The organism is Arthrobacter sp. Soil762 (genome assembly GCF_001428335.1).
Lineage (GTDB): Bacteria > Actinomycetota > Actinomycetes > Actinomycetales > Micrococcaceae > Arthrobacter.
This window is the reverse complement of the sequence record NZ_LMSG01000012.1, coordinates 1-18,748: the sequence shown is the minus strand read 5'-3', so window position 1 is coordinate 18,748 and position 18,748 is coordinate 1. Positions and strand designations below refer to the sequence as shown.

Annotated in this window: 15 protein-coding genes; 7 read left to right on the top strand and 8 right to left on the bottom strand. The window is 58.1% G+C overall.

Translation table 11 applies throughout. The features are described from left to right. Positions 1-94 precede the first annotated feature (94 nt). The 4 genes from ASG77_RS08155 to ASG77_RS08140 all read left to right on the top strand — a co-directional run bounded on the left by ASG77_RS08155 (position 95) and on the right by ASG77_RS08140 (position 3,863). On the top strand, positions 95-334 hold the full coding sequence (locus tag ASG77_RS08155) for a hypothetical protein (protein WP_056343689.1): 240 nt from the start codon (positions 95-97) through the stop codon (positions 332-334). Between the two features lie 27 nt (positions 335-361). Beyond that, positions 362-1,246: a D-alanyl-D-alanine carboxypeptidase family protein gene (locus tag ASG77_RS22910; RefSeq protein WP_327019619.1), complete on the top strand. Its 885-nt coding sequence runs from the start codon at positions 362-364 to the stop codon at positions 1,244-1,246. Between the two features lie 184 nt (positions 1,247-1,430). After that, positions 1,431-2,429 (top strand): dTDP-glucose 4,6-dehydratase, encoded by a 999-nt coding sequence (gene rfbB, locus ASG77_RS08145; RefSeq protein WP_056343685.1) that lies wholly within the window; start codon positions 1,431-1,433, stop codon positions 2,427-2,429. Positions 2,430-2,432: 3 nt separating this feature from the next. Then, a complete protein-coding gene (locus ASG77_RS08140) occupies positions 2,433-3,863 on the top strand; it encodes a sugar nucleotide-binding protein (protein WP_056343683.1) in 1,431 nt (476 codons plus the stop codon). Between the two features lie 287 nt (positions 3,864-4,150). Here the strand turns inward: ASG77_RS08140 and ASG77_RS22120 are convergent, their stop codons facing one another. Continuing rightward, positions 4,151-5,656 carry a GH25 family lysozyme gene (locus ASG77_RS22120; protein WP_162254924.1) on the bottom strand — a complete coding sequence of 502 codons (1,506 nt, stop codon included), beginning with the start codon at positions 5,654-5,656 and terminating at the stop codon, positions 4,151-4,153. 907 nt (positions 5,657-6,563) lie between these two features. Next, the gene (locus ASG77_RS21225; protein WP_082575911.1) at positions 6,564-7,286 is read right to left on the bottom strand and encodes an LGFP repeat-containing protein; all 723 of its coding nucleotides are present in this window, start codon (positions 7,284-7,286) and stop codon (positions 6,564-6,566) included. A 201-nt stretch (positions 7,287-7,487) separates the two neighbouring features. On the opposite strand from ASG77_RS21225, the gene ASG77_RS08125 reads away from it, so the two are divergent. The 3 genes from ASG77_RS08125 to ASG77_RS08115 are packed head-to-tail and all read left to right on the top strand — an operon-like array spanning position 7,488 to position 10,503. Then, the gene (locus tag ASG77_RS08125; protein ID WP_056343673.1) at positions 7,488-8,711 is read left to right on the top strand and encodes a CpaF family protein; all 1,224 of its coding nucleotides are present in this window, start codon (positions 7,488-7,490) and stop codon (positions 8,709-8,711) included. Beyond that, entirely contained in the window at positions 8,711-9,565 is an 855-nt protein-coding gene (locus ASG77_RS08120; RefSeq protein ID WP_056343669.1) for a type II secretion system F family protein, read from the top strand. The genes ASG77_RS08125 and ASG77_RS08120 overlap by 1 nt, the downstream gene beginning before the upstream one ends. Then, positions 9,562-10,503, top strand: coding sequence for a type II secretion system F family protein (locus ASG77_RS08115; protein ID WP_056343668.1), 942 nt, complete (start codon positions 9,562-9,564; stop codon positions 10,501-10,503). Before ASG77_RS08120 ends, ASG77_RS08115 begins: the two co-directional genes overlap by 4 nt. Positions 10,504-10,812: 309 nt before the next feature. Here ASG77_RS08115 and ASG77_RS21795 read toward each other — a convergent pair whose 3' ends face one another. From ASG77_RS21795 to istA, 6 genes are all read right to left on the bottom strand, one after another. Beyond that, entirely contained in the window at positions 10,813-11,349 is a 537-nt protein-coding gene (locus ASG77_RS21795) for a hypothetical protein (RefSeq protein WP_156380232.1), read from the bottom strand. A gap of 13 nt (positions 11,350-11,362) precedes the next feature. Continuing rightward, a complete protein-coding gene (locus ASG77_RS21790; RefSeq protein WP_156380231.1) occupies positions 11,363-13,363 on the bottom strand; it encodes a hypothetical protein in 2,001 nt (666 codons plus the stop codon). Then, entirely contained in the window at positions 13,363-14,118 is a 756-nt protein-coding gene (locus ASG77_RS21785) for a hypothetical protein (protein WP_156380230.1), read from the bottom strand. The genes ASG77_RS21790 and ASG77_RS21785 overlap by 1 nt, the downstream gene beginning before the upstream one ends. Before the next feature lie 2 nt (positions 14,119-14,120). Then, on the bottom strand, positions 14,121-15,659 hold the full coding sequence (locus ASG77_RS08110) for a hypothetical protein (protein WP_056343664.1): 1,539 nt from the start codon (positions 15,657-15,659) through the stop codon (positions 14,121-14,123). A 543-nt stretch (positions 15,660-16,202) separates the two neighbouring features. Then, positions 16,203-16,952, bottom strand: coding sequence for an ATP-binding protein (locus tag ASG77_RS08105; RefSeq protein WP_056343660.1), 750 nt, complete (start codon positions 16,950-16,952; stop codon positions 16,203-16,205). Next, positions 16,949-18,499, bottom strand: a complete 1,551-nt coding sequence (gene istA / locus ASG77_RS08100; protein WP_056343656.1) for an IS21 family transposase — start codon at positions 18,497-18,499, stop codon at positions 16,949-16,951. The genes ASG77_RS08105 and istA overlap by 4 nt, the downstream gene beginning before the upstream one ends. Positions 18,500-18,748: the final 249 nt, after the last annotated feature.

The following is an 18,748-nucleotide window of genomic DNA, read 5'->3' as shown; positions in this document are numbered from 1 at the left end:
GCGCTCCCGGGTCTGGCCGCCCAAACAGGAGCCCCCACCCCTAATCAGTTAGGCAATCATAAAGCGCTCGCGTTTTACCGAATTCTCTGCTGTGATGACCCTGTTGGCCCTTCTTGCCGTGCTCCTGGGGACCGCCCCGGCGTCGGCCGTCACACCTATCGAGGCGAAGTACCAGGTGTTGGGAGGAGCCGGTGGAACACTCGGTGCGGCTATGAGCGACGAGACGTGCGGGCTGCCCGCCGGTGGCTGTTACAAGGACTTCCAGCGCGGGCAGATCCACTGGACGCCGGCTACCGGTGCCATGGCAACGTACGGCGCCATAGGAGTCCGTTGACAGCAACAGGGCTGGGAACGCGGCCGCCTGGGCTATCCGGTATCAGACGAGTTCTGTGGACTGCGCGGCGGCGGCTGCTACCAGAGCTTCGAGGGCGGCCAGATCCATTGGTCCCCGGACACCGGAGCGCAGCCCACCACCTGGGGAGCCATTCGGAACCGGTGGGCGGCCGGTGGCTTTGAATCAGGTGCCCTGCGGTATCCTCTCGCTGCCGAGGTCTGCGGGCTGGCCGCGGGCGGCTGCTACCAGAGCTTCGAGGGCGGCCAGATCCACTGGGCCCCTGGTATCGGCGCCTACGCCACTGGGGGCTCCATCGACTACGTCTGGGGAAGCCTCGGCTGGGAAGACGGCCCGCTGGGCTTCCCGGTCAGCGACGAGACATGCGCCGTGGACGGCAGCTGCACCCAGAACTTCCAGGGCGGCTCCAAGACCTGGCAGCCGGCCACCGGCGTCACCGTCACCTACAGTCAGGCTGGGGAGTACCAGCGGGTAATCAATAAGCGTAATCCTCTCTCACCCATTGATTACGCGCCCTCGGATCTGGTGAATGTGGGCGGGCGCTATCTTCGATACCAGATGGCCCTAGCCTTCTGGCAGTTCGCTGACGCCGCCTCAGCCTCCGGCATCCCGGTCACCGTGGTCAGCGGCTTCCGCAGTTACGTCGATCAGGCTTCTCTCTACAACAGTTACGTGGCCCTCTACGGCCAGGCCAGTGCCGACACTATTTCAGCACGCGCCGGATTCTCGGAGCACCAGAGCGGCCTGGCTGTGGACATCGGAAACCCTGATGGTGGCTGTGGGCTGCAGGAATGCTTTGCCACCACGCCTGCGGGCCGGTTCGCGGCCAGCCGCGCCCATGAGTTCGGTTTCATCGTCCGCTACCCCGACGGGCTGACGTCGTGGACGGGCTAGCGTACGAACCCTGGCACCTGCATTACGCGGGCAAGGGCGTGGCCGGGATATGCGCCACCGCGGTATCAGCACACTCGAGCAGTACTACGGCTATCCGCCGGCGCCCGGGTACTGAGTCAGGGACAGCGCCCGCGGCCGGAGCCATGTAAACCGGGGCTTGCGGGCTAGCAGGTAATCTAAGAGTATGTCGCGACTCCTCATTACCGGCGGTGCCGGGTTCATTGGTTCGAATTTTGTCCACTACGTGCTGCAGCACACCGAGCATTCTGTCGCGGTGCTGGACAAACTCACTTACGCAGGAAGCTTCGAATCCCTGAGGGGCCTCTCCGAGGACCGTTTCAGCTTTATCCAGGGCGACATTACGGACGCCATCCTCGTGGAAGGGCTCGTCGCACAGTGCGATGTGGTTGTTCATTACGCCGCCGAGTCGCACAACGACAACTCCCTGCACGACCCGCGCCCGTTCCTGGATACGAACATCATAGGCACATACACACTGATCGAAGCCGCCCGGAAGCACAACAAGCGCTTCCACCACATCTCCACCGACGAGGTGTACGGAGACCTGGAGCTCGATGACCCGGAACGCTTCACGGAGCAGACCCCGTACAACCCGTCGAGCCCGTACTCCTCCACGAAGGCTGGATCAGACCTTCTTGTCCGCGCATGGGTGCGTTCCTTCGGGCTACAGGCAACGATCAGCAACTGCTCGAACAACTACGGCCCGTACCAGCACGTGGAGAAGTTCATCCCGCGCCAAATCACCAACGTGATCGACGGGATTCGCCCCAAGCTCTACGGCAAGGGGGAAAACGTCCGCGACTGGATCCACGCCAACGACCACTCGTCGGCCGTCCTGGCCATCATCGCAGGCGGCAAGATCGGGGAGACCTACCTGATCGGCGCCGACGGCGAAAAGAACAACAAAGACGTCGTGGAGCTCATCCTCAAGCACATGGGCCAGGCGCCGGACGCATATGACCACGTTGTTGACCGGCCGGGCCACGACCTGCGCTACGCGATCGACTCGACCAAGCTCCGCGATGAGTTGGGCTGGGAGCCGAAGTTCTCCAATTTCGACGCCGGCATCGAAGACACCATCGCCTGGTACCGCGATAACGAAGACTGGTGGAGGCCCCAAAAAGCAGCCACAGAAGCTAAATATAGAGAACAGGGCCAGTAGACGATGTCGATCGACTTCTCGAAAAAACTGACCGCTCGCGAGACCCCGATTCCAGGAGTTGTCCTCTATGACCTTCCGGTGCACGGGGACAATCGTGGCTGGTTTAAGGAGAACTGGCAGCGGGAGAAGATGGTGTCTCTGGGCCTGCCCGACTTCCGACCGGTGCAGAACAACATCTCCTTCAATGAGAAGGCTGGAACCACCCGCGGGATTCATGCCGAGCCGTGGGACAAGTTCATCTCTGTCGCCACAGGACGCATTTTTGGCGCCTGGGTTGACCTCCGCGAAGGCCCGTCCTTTGGCACCGTTTTCACCGCGGTGATGGATGCCAGCCAAGCAATCTTCATCCCCCGCGGAGTAGGCAACGCGTTCCAGACCCTCGAGGACAACACCGCCTATACATATCTGGTCAACGATCACTGGTCTGCTGAAGCACAAGGTCAGTACACGTTCCTGAATCTGGCGGATGAGACATCGGCCATACAGTGGCCCATCTCCTTGGAGCTGGCCGAACTTTCCGATAAGGACAAAGCCCACCCAAGGCTGGCAGACGTGGTCCCAATGCCAGGGAAGAAGATACTGGTAGTAGGCGCCGATGGACAGCTCGGCAAAGCACTCCGGGAGCTCTATGACGGTGACGAATCAGTCGAATTTGCTGGTCGCGCAGAATTCGACCTCGGCAACGAGGACGCCTACAAGGCCCTGAACTGGAAGAACTATTCCACCATCATTAACGCGGCTGCATACACTGCCGTGGACAACGCGGAGACCACAGCAGGCAGGGCGGCAGCTTGGGCAGTCAACGTTTCAGCGGTGTCACACCTAGCGAGGACCGCCGTCGAGCATGACCTCACTCTGGTACATGTCTCTTCCGATTATGTGTTCGACGGCGGCCGAGATGCTCATGACGAAGGCGAACCGTTCACGCCGTTGGGTGTGTATGGCCAGACGAAGGCAGCAGGCGACGCGATAGTCAGTGTGGTGCCGCGGCACTACATCGTGCGGACCAGTTGGGTAATTGGTGACGGAAACAACTTTGTGAAGACCATGGCGAATCTGGCCTTGCGCGGAGTCAAACCATCCGTTGTCAATGATCAGACGGGTCGATTAAGTTTCGCCGCAGACATAGCGTCAGGGATTAGGCACCTCCTTGAAAGCGGCACTACTTATGGAACCTACAACTTGACCAACGATGGGGCGCCACAGACTTGGGCAGACATCGCGGCTGTGGTTTATGAGTTGCTCGGCGTAAGCGGGCAAGCTGTGACGGGCGTGAGCACAGCTGAGTACTTCAGAGATAAAGAGGCCGCCCCGAGGCCGCTCAACAGCACGCTCGATCTCAGCAAAATCGCTTCGCAGGGTTACATTGCGCGGAATTCGAAAGAAGCCTTGGAAGAGTATGTCCGAGGGCTCCGATCTCAAGAAGAACGATAGATCATCCCAGCATCGATGGGTCCTCGCCCACAGCAGTGATAGGCCGCGGGTTCGCCGTGTCGTGAGTCCAGCCGAGACCGTCGCTATTGGCTGAATATGGCTCTGGTTACACTGCCTTTGGATAGGCGTGTCTTTACAACAAAGTCGTATAGACACGCCTATCCATTAGCTGTAAGTTCCGAGGCCTTGAGTCGCCGCTAGAGTTGCTGGTGAGTCTCAAGGCCAGCCCGGCTACTTCCGCCAGAGGGCTGCCAAGCAACACCATGGGACGCCGCGCTCAGCAACGGCTAGCGACGGTAGACGTTCACCCCGGTGGTTGGAGTCCAGATCAGTGACCCTCCCTGGAAGTCCTGCCGACATTCACCTGAAGAGCTGCAGTATTCGTCAGTGTAGGGATATCCGAGCCAACCGTTTTCGAAGTTCTGAGTCGCCCACACGTACCGGATCGATCCGAAGGGGCTGAAGTGGGCTCCAGTCGTGGACGACCAGATCATTGAGCCGCCCTGGAAGAACTGGTAGCAACCGCCGTTCTTCAAGCCACATACTTCGTTGCTGACCGGATAACCAGTCTGGCCATTCTCGGAACCAAGCCGCTGGAAGCTTGCACGGATCGCACCTGCAGTGACGGCGTAGGCTCCGGATGAGGGAGACCAGTAGATGTCACCTCCCTGGAACGTCTGGACACATCCTGAAGCTACATATCCGCAAACCTGGCCCGAAGTCGGGTAGCCCAGAACTCCGTTTTCGAAGCCCATCGCTGCGTAGCGGTCGCGGATTGGGCCCGCAGGGCTGATCTGGATACCCGTGCCGGTCCAGATGATGGCGCCTCCCTGAAACATCTGGTAGCAGCCGCCGCCCTTAAGTCCACATATTTCTGGTCCTACAACGGGGTATCCCAAAGGTCCGTTTTCTGATCCCGTCCTTTGGTACGTCCCGCGTATCGCCCCGTCCCGGACTGAATGTGCTCCCGAAGCGGGCGACCACTGGATCGACCCACCTTGGTAAATCTGATAACACCCGTTGTTTACCAAGCCGCAGGCAATAGGTCCCCATGCGTTTCCAAGCCATGTGCTGGACGCTTGGTATTCACGGCTAAACGCTTCGTCGACGCCGCTGCCCGCCCGGGCAAATCGCTGCAAACTCGCATAGTCGCCATCCCACACATTCGAATCACCGGCGAACGGCCCGGTACTGCTGTACTGCCATATGCTGTAACTGCTCCAGCTCGCAGTAGGAACTGGGCCTGCATTATTCGTTGCAGAGCTGGGGTAGGCCGCGATCCAGAGGGGGTAGTCGCCGAAGCCTGAAGGATTAGTTAGGCACTGGTTCCACCAGCTTGTGTTGGTATAAATGACCGGCAGGCGGCCAGTCAGCGACAACATAGTGTTGCCAAAATCCATAACCCAGGACTGGAGTTGCCCCGGCGACATGTTGTAGCAGGTATTACCGAAGTAAAAGCCGTTGATCGTTCGGCCTTCGTAAGGATTGAACTCGAAGTCCAGCACCGGCGGCATGGTGTAACCGTCGGCAGACCAGCCACCGCCGTTTTGCACAAAGAAGCGAGCCTGGTCGGCACCGGAGGACCAGTTGGGGACTGCGAAGTGGTAAGCGCCACGGATCATGCCGACGTTGCGCGATCCCTGGTACTGGGAGTTGAAGTAGTCATTCGTGAAGTAGTTGCCCTCGCTGGCCTTCACATAGGCAAAGCGCGCACCCATATTCCACTGCTGTTGCCAGTCCACACTAGGTTGGTGTCCGCTTACGTCCAGTCCTTGAACACCAAACGTGGGCATCCAAGTGCCTTCGGTGGACAACGATTCCGTGCTAAGCCGCCTAACGGAATTGGAGGGAGTGGTCGAAGTGACGCGAGCGGACCGCTGGCCCATTTCGGCTCCGCCGACGCCAACTGCTTCCGCCATCGACACTGCATCCTCTGACGGCGCCTGGGCAGATGCCGTCGCTGATGGAGTTGTTTCGTCGGGAGTAGTGGGCGTTGTCGAAGCGGGGGGAAACGGTGACACAGTCGCTGAAGCAGCACCGGTATCGGCGGACGCAGTCGGCGTCGGAGCAGGCCCGGAAGCGGACACAGTCGGGGTAGGCGCAGGTTCGGTGGCGGATGCAACGCCAACTAGGCCCGGGCAAGCTACCAGGGTGGCAGCCAGAAGCGCTATCCCCAACGACATAAACGCAGGGCGACGGGACTGAGACAGGTTCCGCTTCATTTTTGCTCCGGAGACAATGTGGCGCTCCGCCGAGCGCTCATTTGGTTGCTGCATAGGTGATTTCCCCCCAGGGAAAGCACCAGGCAGTGGTATTCGATGATTAACGCGCCCACCATAACACTCTGTTACCAGAGGAACCAGTGGTTCAGTTGTTACTAATGTGATTTTCGACCGCTCGCTGTGGGTCGTAGCGTGGTGACGCCGCATGCCCGGTGCCTCCTCGTCCCGGAGCGATCTGTTTGCCCTAACCGTAGTTGGGGCTGATCAGCGGATAATGCGGACGCCTTACCGGTACCCGCCGACGTACCGCTGTCGGGGGTCCTGTGTCGGGGCAAGAAGGGCTTCATTGCTGCTAATCCCTCTATGTTCGTGCCCATGGTCCCCGGGTCGCCTGCCTGGTGTGTGGCTGGCAAGGGGGTGATGAAACCTTCGGCCGCCGTTAGGCGGCCGAAGGTTTTTGTCACCTAACCCTCTACCTCTAGTACCGTTCGGTCCAGGTTCTTCCGTTGGACCAGTAGATGATGCCATCTTCGAAGCGCTGCGCCCGAGTGCTTGCATTTGCGGCGTACTCGTCGGTCACGGGACGCCCCATATAGAAGTATCCTCCGCTGGTTTCGTACTCCCACCGGATCGCTCCCTGCAGTAACCGGGTCCCGTACTGGGGCGTGAAGTAGAAGGTACCGCCTTGGAAGGTCTGTACGGCGCCGCCTGCATACCAGTAGCCTTCGTCGGATACTGGATAGCCGGCAACGCCAGTCTGGCCGCCCTTGTTCCACCAGGCCTCGCGTATCCCTGCTCCGATGTAGTGAAGACCGATTTGTGGTGTGTAGTACATCGTTCCGTTTGTGAAGTGTTGGGCAATTGCGCCGCCGCCCAGTGATTCCTCGTCTCGGATGGGCCAGCCAGCATCGTGGCCGACATACCATTTATTTTCGATTGCCCCCCATAACGGATGTGCTCCTCCGACGGGTGACCAAAAAATAATCCCCCCTTGAAACCTCTGCATGGCTCCGCCGGAAGTTGGAAACTCGCTGCTTACGGACCGTCCCAACTGAGAAGATGGTCCGCCGATCGAATAGTATTTGACCCCGATAGCACCGCCCACGGAAGGGTCGGCGGCAACGGCGGGTATTCCGACGCCAGATAACACCAAAGAGCCTGCGACTGCCAGCGACGCCAGTCCTGCACGCAAATTTTTCATTCTTCCCCCAAGAGGCCTGTAGTTGATTTCAAAAACGGCTCCGCACCTCGTTGCCGTCGCCACATTATCCGTCACAAGGTATGCGGTTACGGATACTTATCCACAGTGTTGCGAATTTGACTTGGCGGCGTGCGATACGCTCCCTAGGCTGTACCCAGTTGAACTGCCTCCGCCGGGGGCGGCAGTTGTATTGGGAACAACTTGGACGCTGTGCGAATCGTGGAAGATGAAGTCCGCGAGCTGATCCGCCGTCGGGGTCTTGACCCGCTGAGGCAGGCGGGCGAGGTCCGTCGTCTCGTCGAGGCGGCTGTCAGCGACTACGACGAACGGGCCCTGATGGGGCCGCTCCCTCCGATTGGTCCGCTGGAGGCCGCACGCAGGTTTGTCTTTGATGCGGTGGCCGGCTTCGGTGTCCTCCAGCCGTTGCTGGACGATCCGACTATCGAGGAAGTCTGGATCAACGCGCCCAACGAAATCTACGTCGCCAGGAACGGCGAGTCGGAACTGACCTCACTCAGCCTCACGGACCAGCAGGTCCGCGATCTCGTGGAACGCATGTTGAAGAGTTCCGGCCGCCGCCTGGACATGTCATCGCCCTTCGTGGACGCAGCCTTGCCTGATGGTTCGAGACTCCACGTAGTCATTCCAGATGTCACCCGCAGGCACTGGGCCGTGAATATTCGCAAGTTCGTGGTGAAGGCCAGCCGCCTGGAGCACCTGGTCGAGCTTGGAACCCTGACACCTCAGTCTGCCCGTTTCCTCGGTGCAGCGGTGTCCAGCGGACTGAACATCCTCGTGTCGGGCTCAACCCAGGCGGGCAAGACCACCATGCTCAACTGCCTGGCCGCGAGCATCGGCAGCCGTGAGCGCGTCATTACGGTCGAGGAAATCTTCGAACTTCAGTTCCCGCTCAGGGACGTCGTCGGACTCCAATGCAGGCAGCCTAACCTCGAAGGCGAAGGCGAGATCCCACTGCGCAGGCTTGTAAAGGAAGCCCTCCGGATGCGCCCGGACAGACTCGTGGTGGGAGAGGTACGGGAAGCGGAAAGCCTGGACATGCTGATCGCCTTAAACAGTGGACTTCCGGGGATGTGCACCGTCCATGCAAACTCAGCCCACGACGCTGTGACCAAGATCTGCACCCTTCCGCTACTCGCCGGTGAAAATATCTCGTCTGCCTTCGTTGTCCCCACTGTGGCATCCTGCATCGACCTCGTGGTCCACTGCAGCCGGCACGCCAACGGCCGCCGCCAAGTAACCGAGATCCTTTCCCTCGGCCGGCGGGTGGAAAACGGCATCATCGAATCCTCCATGGTTTTCGCCATGGAGGACGGCCAGCTGCAGCCGCGGGCCAACTCCATGCCCGCGGCGGAGAAGTTTTCCCGGGCAGGGTACGACGTCGCGGCGCTGCTGGAGCCGCGCTGATGGCGCCTCTGGTAGGGGTGCTTGCGGGCGCCGGGCTCTTCCTGATCTGGTGGTCGTTCTGGGAAAAGCCGGCAGCGCTGAAGCGCCGCCCGCGGGTCAGCCGCCTCGAGGACCTGCTGGCGTCCGCCGGAATCGAAAAGGTCACCGGGACGGGCCTCGTCGCGTCGTGCCTGGGACTGGGCATATTTGTGGCTCTCATCCTCTTTGTCGTCAGCCGGTCATGGCCTATATCCGTCTGCTTCGGACTCTTCGGCGCGTGGTTGCCCGTCAGCATTGTCCGGTGGCGGGCGAACAGGAGAACCGCTGTCCTACGCCAGCTCTGGCCGGACGTGGTGGACCACCTGCGCTCGGCCATCCGCGCCGGGCTTTCACTGCCGGAGGCCCTGATCCAGCTGGGGGAGAAAGGCCCCGAGGAGCTTCGGCATGTTTTCCGGGACTTCGGTGCCGACTACCGCGCGGGCGGGCAATTCGATGCATCTCTTAATAAACTCAAGGACCGACTGGCGGACCCGGTGGCGGACCGGATCGTCGAGGCACTCAGGCTGACCCGTGAAGTGGGCGGTTCGGACCTGGGGAAACTGTTGGGCACCCTTGCGGAATTTCTCCGGGAAAATGCGCGGACACGCAGCGAGCTCGAGGCCCGGCAGTCCTGGACTGTCAACGCCGCCAGGCTCGCGGTTGCCGCTCCCTGGATCGTTATGCTCCTCCTGGCCACCAGGCCTGAAGCCGTGAACGCTTACAACACGCCCATGGGAGCCGGCGTCCTCCTTGGCGGGCTCGTGGTGTCGCTGGTCTGCTACTCCATCATGCTCCGCATCGGCGCCCTTCCGCAGGACGAACGGGTGCTGCGATGAACGGGATCTCGGCGGCTGCGATTGTGTGCGGCATCGTCCTCGGGACGGGCCTGTGGCTACTCTTCGTCCGGTTGCCCTTTATGCGGCCGCTCACATTCGTCGAACGCATCGATCCGCAGCTGAAATCGCAAAACCTTGAATCGCGGTTGCTGCGGGCCAGCGGACAGAACGCCACGCCATTCGGACCGTTGGAACGGATCGCGCGTCCCCTGCTCCACGACGGACTCGCAGCCTTTGGGAAGCTGAACCTCGGGTCCGAGGCGCTGACCCGCAGGCTCGCCCAAGCCGGCATCAACAAATCACCCATAGATTTCCGGGCCGAACAGCTCCTCTGGGCCGCCGCTGGATTCGCCGCCGCCGTGGCCGCGGTGGTGCTGGGCGCGGTGGCCGGCCGGTTCAGTCCGTTCCTCGCGGTTGTGGCCGTCCTCGGAAGCGCGCTCGGCGGCTTTCTCTTCCGTGACTTCTGGTTGGGCGTCCAGATCAGCAGGCGGGAATCCCGGATGATGGCGGAGTTTCCCAGTCTTGCCGAGCTCATGGCCCTGGCTGTCGGTGCCGGTGAAAGTGCCACTGGTGCACTGGACCGCGTCTGTCGCAGTGCCAGTGGCGAGCTGGCCAAGGAGTTTTCCAAGATTCTTGCTGAGACCAGAGCGGGGAAACCGCTGGTGGAAGCGCTCCAGGAGTTTTCCGCGCGGACAGATCTGGGGCCGCTCGTCAGATTTGTCGACGGAATCATCGTCGCGGTCGAGCGGGGCACACCCTTGGCAGATGTGCTGAGGGCTCAGGCCCAGGACGTCCGGGACACCGCAAAACGGGACCTCATGGAATCGGCCGGCAGGAAAGAAATCGCCATGATGGTTCCTTTGGTCTTTGGTGTCCTCCCGCTAACAGTGGTTTTCGCGGTGTTCCCCGGCATCGCGGCCATCAGCCTCGGACTGTAGCCAAGAGCATGGCCAAGCCGTCACATCCCCTAACCGCCACATGACTTACACCGCGTCATTTACACAATGAATGGGACCGAAATGAAAAACCTGGGAATCTCGAGCAGCCTGCTGCTCCTCGCTTTGCTGGCCGGCCTGTGGGCACGGACCAATGAAACTGTGTCAGGCCGCCTGAGGTACGCCGCGACAGATCCCGACGCGCCGGCCCAAGACCACCCGGAACGTGGCGACGTACCCGGTTGGGCATGAACATTTCAGTGCTACAAGTGGTTCCGGCCCTATCCCAGGAGGTAGACGGGGCCGGAAGTGCTATGGCTGGATGTACTCAACCTCAAGGTAGGTGCCGTTATAGCCGGTGCTGCCCCAGCTACTGAGGCTTGCACCTGCGTGTTCTGAGTGAAGGGATACTTTGTCCCCTGCTGTCAAAAGGTAAAGACCAGTGCCATGCGAAACGGTATCTGTAAAAGCCTCTTTAAAGTAACGAGTACCTATACCGATCTGAGTATTGCCTACGTAAACAATGCCCTTCTGAGTACCGGCCCCATCACCTGTGGCATAAACCTGAAAATTAATTCTATATATACCGGTCGTGCCTATTACTAAGGCATCGTCAGCATTACTAAAGGTAACGTCACCCCTAAGTATCTGAGCAGCCGAAAATGTATTTTTGGCCAACGACGTTATAGCCTGAAAGCCGTCTGTCTTACCCATGTGACCCATTGGGTGTACCTTGGCTGCGGTGATGGCTGCATCAACAGACTCGGCTGCGGTCTGCATGACAACGGGAACGTTAGGGGCTTGGGAGCCTGATGGATAGTAGATACTGTGAGTAATAGTTGTTGCCATTTTGAGGCCTTTCTTATTCGGTGTTTGAGATATCGATGTCTTCGGGCTGACGAAGGCGAACCGACATAGAGCCTGAAGGGAAGTTGTAATAAACGGCGGACACAAGCACGCGCTCTTGTTCGCCTTCGGGAAGGGTTGCTGTAACGGTCATTCCAGGTCTTAGCCAATACGCGGATACAGCTGCAACTGAGAAGCTGCGGCCACGTCTTGAATGTGCTGTCAGAACCGCTGAAGCGGCTGCATCTGCCTGTGCCTGAGTTGCCGGTACATTGCGCTCTTCGAAATAGGAGTTGTATCCAATTTCAATTAGCGAGAGCGGACCTGTTGCAATAAAGGCGTGACCGTAAACCACATGATCAACGTTGCTATCGTCCTTCCACGCGTACTTAATACAAACTGCATTGTGGAAGTTTTCACGACTGTAGACGGAGTTGGAATCAATGATGATACCGCCGCCACCAGTGGTCAGGTTCAAGGCAGTTTTAGACGAGAGTTCCTGAGGCTTGGCAATTCTCCATGTACGGTCAGGATCGCAATAAACAGATACTCCAGCGCGTGAGGCAGACTCAACAGTCAAATCCCATCCACTTTGCCCAGGTTCCTGAACCAGATCCTCTACAGCGGATGTACCGAATTCGGGTGGATAATCCGAAACGATATCCGGTAGCTCACTGCCGATAGTGGCAATAAGTCTGTGGTAGGCCACAGCATCCAAAAGGTTTGTCTGCGGAGGCTGAGAGTCCCAGGCAAGACGCTTGTAATCCATTGCAAGGCCTTCATCAGACCAACACTCCAGTTCCATCCTGTTGTTAGGACGAGTGATAGAGCGACTACGCACATGAAGGTCAGCCAGAAGCTGCACGTCCTTCTCTACTGAGTTCCATTTGTAACCGGCATAGATTCGCACGCGGAAGGTTCTACGGGCATCCAGGGACTCAAGAACTGAAGTGTCAGCCGGAATCTTACATGTCAGGCTGGCCTGAATACGCGGTGCAACCGAGTCGTCAAACTTTACCCAACCGGTTTCAATATCCAACTCCACAGGATCAGCACCGTCAGGGTATGCGGTAGCTGAAACAATGTGCATAGCGGAGAATCTAATGCGGTCTTCTGCATCGTATTTGTATGGATAGGTGTGATCATCCGGTATAACAAAAGCAGCAGGAGTATAAATACCTTCAGCAGTTAGCGTGCCAGTACCTATGAGGGAGATGCTAGCACCTGCACCCATTGTCACGGATTTAGAAAGTGTGCCTGAACCAGAGACAGCACTTGCGATTGCAAAAGCTGCTGTTCCACTATAAGAAAGAGTTCCCGAACCGGATAATGCAGCTGTTCCTGAGTAATCTGAAGAACCACCAGAAGCTGGTTTCAACGAGAAAGATACACCCATAGCACCTGAAGTGGCACCTGCTGGATCGGCTACTCGGGTGCCTGTAGGAGTACCAGTTGATACTGTCTGAAAGGCTATAAGATGTCCACCATTAGTGGTCGTGGACTTAGCCGATGCTTCCGCAATTGAGGTCATAGAACCCGAAAGATTAGTAAACGGGGTCAGATATATGCCACCAGTAGGACGACGGCCACCAAATACAGATAAAAACATTACCTGGGCGGGTGTAATAGTAGGGGCTGTTAATGTCGTAGCAGCGTCTGCGGCCTGTGTAACAGTTGCAGATACATCTACGAAAGTAGTTCCATCAGCCCCTTGTACACGAATAGGAGTTGCAGCAACACGCCCATTGCTTGTTGTAATAGCTGGGTTAGTATCACCTGAAACCCATTTGCGATAGAAAATAGCCATTGCATAGGAAGTAGAACCATTAGCACTGTTTGTAGATGCCAGAATATTAGTCCAACCTGATGGGGTTGTTATAACACCTGACGTGGCATTTAGCGAAACGATAATGATCGTGTAATCGCCGGAAGCAAGGCCAGAAGGAAGGGTTACGGTCGTACTGGTAGCACTGGCTGTGCCTTCTACAGACGTACCTGCTGTGAAAGTAATAGCCATTAGATTTCATCCTGAAGTGTTAGATCATCAAAGGATGCAAATGCTGCGGTAACAGCATCAAAGGATGAATACTCAGCAGCCAGGGCATCGAAGTTCCAGCCAAGAGCTCCAGCAAGGTCACCGAACGGGCGGACAACTTCCTGGTACTGAACAGCGAAGCGGTATCTGGTTAGCTCAGGTCCTTCCACGGAATATGGAGTAACGTCAAGGCCTGTAGTCGTGAAGTACATATCCATGCCTGGAACCGTTTGCTTTAGGAGTACAGCTTCACCACGATCAAATACGCGGATTAGGCGATTAGCATCTTCCAGGTTCTCAGTCCAGATTTCAAGGTTTCCAATACGGGTACCCAATTTACCCATAACAACAAGGGGATCAGCACGTCCGATAATTTGGTGAATAGTTGAGAAGCTATCACGGCCTGCTGAGTAGTTAGTGATTGTCTCGGCTTGCTCCGAATAGTTTGGTGCAATAGGAACCAGGAGCCATGGCTTATCAATTACCAGAGTTTCCGATGTTGTAACAAAGGAACCGTCAGCATGGTAAGCGTTGTAAGTATTTAGACCATGTGCAGTTTCGTAGTCGGTAACAATTGTGGTACCTGGTGATACTGAGGGTATCTGTCCTGTAGCTACACGCACGCTAGAGGTACCATTCACGTTTGTGCGTGTAATAGCAGTAATGGAATCAGTCTGGTTAATTGTAAGAGTTATAGAGCCGGTCGCAGTATCAGGAGTTGCTGTAATTGTGGTCATAGTTATGGCAGAGCGATAGCCTGCCCACCCCCTCTAGGTGCGAATTCAACAAAGATTTTGCGTCCCTGCTGAGACATAATGAATTTCTCAACGGCGGTACCGTCAGGAAGAATTTGGAGTGGAGCAGTACGCGCCTTTGTGAGCGCGTCCAGCTTGTTTCGGGCCTCTTGGTCGTTCACGAGAACATCTGTTTTGACGTTGCCAGGAACCTTTAGAACGGTATCTACGTAGCGCTGTGCGGCATCTCTGGACCCACCAAAAGCAGGCATAAGCTGATTGACCAGCAAGTCCTTCTGGGAGTTGAATTTGGCTGTCACAGTGTCCGTTGATTCACCAGCCGCCAAGGAGTCCTTAGCCATCTCTTCGATAGCGGATGCCTGATCAAGAACAGCGCGGATATTATCTCGTCCTGCTGTGGTGTTCTTATCTAGCTGTGCGCCGTTCTCAGAAAGCTTTGCGGTTAGATCATCAACTGAATCCAGGTAGGAAAGCTCAGAAGAGATGGAGCCCTTGACTGCATCAGTGCGCTTTTCAATAGCTTCAATATCCTCAAGGGTTGCTTGAGTAGTACCCTCAATTGCTGCACGTCGGATACGCTCAATCTCAGCGGCATCTTGAAGCTGCTGTACGTGGTCACGTACCTTCTGGGAAAGCTCTTTGTTGCCCTCAATCTGCTTACGAATTGCAGGATCGGTATTATCGATCATGTTGCCCATCATGTCGAACTCGTAGCCCGCAGCTTGAGACTGCTTTTCGAGGTCAGCTAGTTGGGTATCAAGGTCAGCAAGAACCTTTGTGGAATCATTAATGGAACCGAATTGACCTAGGAAAGAATCCTTGAGTGAGACGCCTGCTTTATCAGCACCATCACGGATTTTATCAAAGCCTGAGATTGCATCTTCTTGAAAGATTTCAAACCATTCTTTGGTATCCTGAATGGCATAGCCGTAATCTTCCATTGATTGGATGTAGTCGCTCTCAGATAAGGTGCCACCGTTGTCCTTGATCGTTTGAGCAAGGTCAAGCATCTTCTCTTTGTTCTCATTGATCTTGTCCGCATTTTCAGTAAGAGCAGAGATAGCAAAACCAATACCAACAGCTGCGACTAAACCGGCAGCCATACCAGCAGGACCGAAACCAACGAACGCGTTAGCTACAACTTCCTGTAGTGCGTCTGCGGCGTCTTCGATAGATCCAAATGATGCAGCGGCTTCTTTAGCTGTTGACTTGGACTCGTCCTTGAGTTCACCAAGACCCTCACCAGCTTTATCAGTTCCGTCCTTAACGGACCTACCAATTGTTTTACCTGTGGTCTTAGCTTTGTCTTCTACCTCATCAAGGGCTTTAGTAAGATCACGATCAATCTTCTTAGCTGCATCAGACATATCATCTGCGAGGTTATCTGCGGCTTTGTCACCGGCTTTGGTGAGGTCCTTAAGACCATCCTCAACCTGCTCTAAGGCGTCAACTACCTTCTCAGCGCCCTGCTCAGCTTTGTCTGAGGTAATCGCGATTGGGATTTCAATTGGGCGTCCAGCCATGGTTAACCCCCTATGGAGTCATAAATTCGTTTGGTTACTGTCTGTACTGAGAGTGAAACTATGCGCTTCGTGGCGCGACCAGCGGCCGGATAGACGACGTATCCGCCACGTCTACGCATTGGAATTTGTCGGCTGCTTCGTCTGGTCACTGTGTGGCGTTTGCCATTAGGTGAGACCCTGGAAAACTTGGTGTATTTGTTATGGCGCAGGGTGCCGAACTCAGCAGGTCTAAGAAGTTCCGACAGGGTTGCTCCACCGGAGTGAGTATTTGATGCCTTGAGAGCCACCCAATCTTGCGCTTCAGAGCCACCGATCGTGCGGAAGAGAGCCAGTGGTGGTGTGCCTGGGAGCCACTGGCCCTCCCCCGAAGTTTTCGCGGATACGGGACGGGTTAACCGACTTGGGGATGACGATGTTGCCGGCGGCCAGGTNTGAGTATTTGATGCCTTGAGAGCCACCCAATCTTGCGCTTCAGAGCCACCGATCGTGCGGAAGAGAGCCAGTGGTGGTGTGCCTGGGAGCCACTGGCCCTCGACCTCATCGTTAGGCGCTGGCCAGGGCGGTCTGCTCCCTCATGTTGTAGGTGCCGGTGTCGACCCAGGTGGTGTTGTGGATGATGCGGTCCATGATGGCGTCGGCGTGGACGCCGGCGCCGAGGCGGTGATGCCAGTCCTTCTGCTGATACTGGGTGCAGAACACCGTCGACGTCTCGCCGTAACGGCGCTCCATCAACTCCAGCAACATCGTCCGCATCGATTCCGTCGGCCGATCAAGTAACCACTCGTCGATGACGAGCAGGGTGAAGGCAGCGTATTTCCGGAGGAACTTGCCGGCGCCGCCGGGGGTGTCTTGAGCTGCGACCCAGGCCTCTTCGAGGTCGGGCATCCGAACATAATGGGCGCGGATCCGATGTTCGCAGGCGCGTTTCGCGATCGCGCAGCCCAGATACGACTTCCCCGACCCGGTGAACCCCTGGAAGACGACGTTCTGCTGCCGAGTGACGAACAAGCAGGTCCCGAGTTGGGTCAGGAGCTGCCGGTTGAGGCCGCGCTCGTCGAGCAGGTCGATGCGCCGCAGGTCCGCGTTGGGGTAACGAAGCCCCGCCCGTCGGATCAGCCCGTCCACTTTCGAGTGCATGAAGGTGGAGTAGGCGTCGTCGACGACCAGGCGGACCCGTTCCTCGAACGACAAGCCAATGCTGAGGGTGTCGTCTTGGAGGTCGATGGCCTCCACCAGCTCGCCGGCGTTCATCTCGCGGAGCTTGCGTTTGGTCTCCCCATCCAAGACGCTCATCGGGTGCCTCCGGCGTAGTAGGCGCCGCCGCGAACATAACCGCCATCATCCGGCTCGGGCTCGGGGGTGTGTCCGGTTTTGTCCTGTCCGGTGTCGAGGATCGGCCGCAGGTGCGCATAGCGGGGTGAGCGGATCGGGCCCCGCAGCGCCAGCGCGCAGGCCGCTTCGAGGCGTGCCGGGGAGAATCGGCGCGACAGTTTCAGCACCGCCAGCGCCGCGTCGAAGCCGACCTCATCGATGAACACGGTCTCGAAGATCTTGGCTGTCACTGCCGCCGTCGCAGGTCCGACCCGCGCCGCCCACTCCTCGATCCGGCCCCGGTCCCAGGCCTGGAAGCTGCGCCCCTCGGGCAGGTCCGCCTCGTTCGTCCGATACTGGTTGCTGGCCGTGGCCGGCAGCAGCAAATGGCTGGTCAGGCGCTCCTCACGCCGGTAAACCTCCAGCATCGTCTCCGTCACGCGCAAGTCAACGAGGGCGCCGATATGGCTGAAAGGGACGGAATAGAAGTTCTTCGCCCAAACCACGTGAGCGTTGGCGTTCACCTTGCGTTTATAGACCCACGTGCTGATCTCGAATGGGGCCGCCGGCAGCGCCTGCAACAACGGCTTCTCCTCCGCGGTGAACACACTGAGGCGTGACCCGTCACGCTTCTGGAACGGCTCCCGGTTATAGGCATCGATCTGTTCCCGGATCCGCAGGCGCAGCTGCGCCAGCGACGTAAACTGCTCGTGCCGGAGGCCGGCGATGACCCAGGTCGCGACATGGGAGACGGTGTTCTCGGCACCACTCTTGTCTCGAGGGTGGCGAACTCTGCCCGGGAGGACCGCGGCCGAGTAGTGCGCCGCCATCTCCCGGTAAGCGTCGTTGAGCACGACCTCGCCCTCCTTCGGGTGGGAAATCACCCCGGTCTTCAAATTGTCCGGGACCAGGCGCGGGACGCTGCCACCGAAGAACGCGAACATCGCCGTGTGGGCGCGCAGCCACGACTCCTGCTTCATGTCCAGGCTCGCTTCCACGAACGCATACCGGCTGAACGGCAGGCACGCGACGAACAAATACACCCTCGACAGCTCACCCGTCGTCGGATCCAACAGCTGCATCGTGGGTCCGGACCAGTCGACCTCGATACTGCGGCCGGCCTTGTGCCCGACCCTTGACGTCGCCCCCGAGACGGCGGCGTGTTCGCCATAGAGGCGGCAGAACCGGTCATAGCTCATCGTTGCCTGCGCCATGGACGCTGCGTCGACATACTCCTGATGCAACAGCTTCAACGTCACCCCGACCCGGGCCAACTCAGTGTGAACCCGGGGCCAGTCCGGCTGCGCGAAGACGCTCTCATGAACGCCGCGGCCGGGGAACACGGCCGCATACACCTCGGCTTCCGACAGCTCCGCGACGTCATCCCAGACGACGCCGAGCCGGTCCGCTGCATCGAGCACCGCCTGGATGCTATTGCGCGCGATGCCCTGCGCCGAGGCGATCGACCTGCCTGATAAACCCTGATTTCGTAACTGCAAGACAAGTTTCGCCTTGATCTTCCGTACCATTACCGGTACTCCTCCCACCACGTGGCCATCACATGGTGGGAGGAGCTTTTCAGGTGGCTCTCAACCACGCCAATCGTGGCTCTGAACGACACGATCCGTGATCTGGGCAGGTGGCTCTGGAGCGCACGGCAGGTGGCTCCCTTGGAAGCCAGTATTCAGTCAGGTCAGATGCGCGTCGTCAGCGGGGGTGTTGCTAGGACGAGTGCGGCATCTGCGGGCGTCCGGTACGGTGCACGGCCGTCACTGCAG

Excerpts from the sequence above, each read along its gene's own strand:
- istA (WP_056343656.1), bottom strand. The coding sequence starts at position 18,499 with ATGGTACGGAAGATCAAGGCGAAACTTGTCTTGCAGTTACGAAATCAG.
- rfbB (WP_056343685.1), top strand. The coding sequence starts at position 1,431 with ATGTCGCGACTCCTCATTACCGGCGGTGCCGGGTTCATTGGTTCGAAT.
- ASG77_RS21225 (WP_082575911.1), bottom strand. The coding sequence starts at position 7,286 with ATGAAAAATTTGCGTGCAGGACTGGCGTCGCTGGCAGTCGCAGGCTCT.
- ASG77_RS21785 (WP_156380230.1), bottom strand. The coding sequence starts at position 14,118 with ATGACCACAATTACAGCAACTCCTGATACTGCGACCGGCTCTATAACT.
- ASG77_RS08105 (WP_056343660.1), bottom strand. The coding sequence starts at position 16,952 with ATGAGCGTCTTGGATGGGGAGACCAAACGCAAGCTCCGCGAGATGAAC.
- ASG77_RS08110 (WP_056343664.1), bottom strand. The coding sequence starts at position 15,659 with ATGGCTGGACGCCCAATTGAAATCCCAATCGCGATTACCTCAGACAAA.
- ASG77_RS22120 (WP_162254924.1), bottom strand. The coding sequence starts at position 5,656 with ATGCCCACGTTTGGTGTTCAAGGACTGGACGTAAGCGGACACCAACCT.
- ASG77_RS08115 (WP_056343668.1), top strand. The coding sequence starts at position 9,562 with ATGAACGGGATCTCGGCGGCTGCGATTGTGTGCGGCATCGTCCTCGGG.
- ASG77_RS21790 (WP_156380231.1), bottom strand. The coding sequence starts at position 13,363 with ATGGCTATTACTTTCACAGCAGGTACGTCTGTAGAAGGCACAGCCAGT.
- ASG77_RS21795 (WP_156380232.1), bottom strand. The coding sequence starts at position 11,349 with ATGGCAACAACTATTACTCACAGTATCTACTATCCATCAGGCTCCCAA.
- ASG77_RS08155 (WP_056343689.1), top strand. The coding sequence starts at position 95 with ATGACCCTGTTGGCCCTTCTTGCCGTGCTCCTGGGGACCGCCCCGGCG.
- ASG77_RS08120 (WP_056343669.1), top strand. The coding sequence starts at position 8,711 with ATGGCGCCTCTGGTAGGGGTGCTTGCGGGCGCCGGGCTCTTCCTGATC.
- ASG77_RS08140 (WP_056343683.1), top strand. The coding sequence starts at position 2,433 with ATGTCGATCGACTTCTCGAAAAAACTGACCGCTCGCGAGACCCCGATT.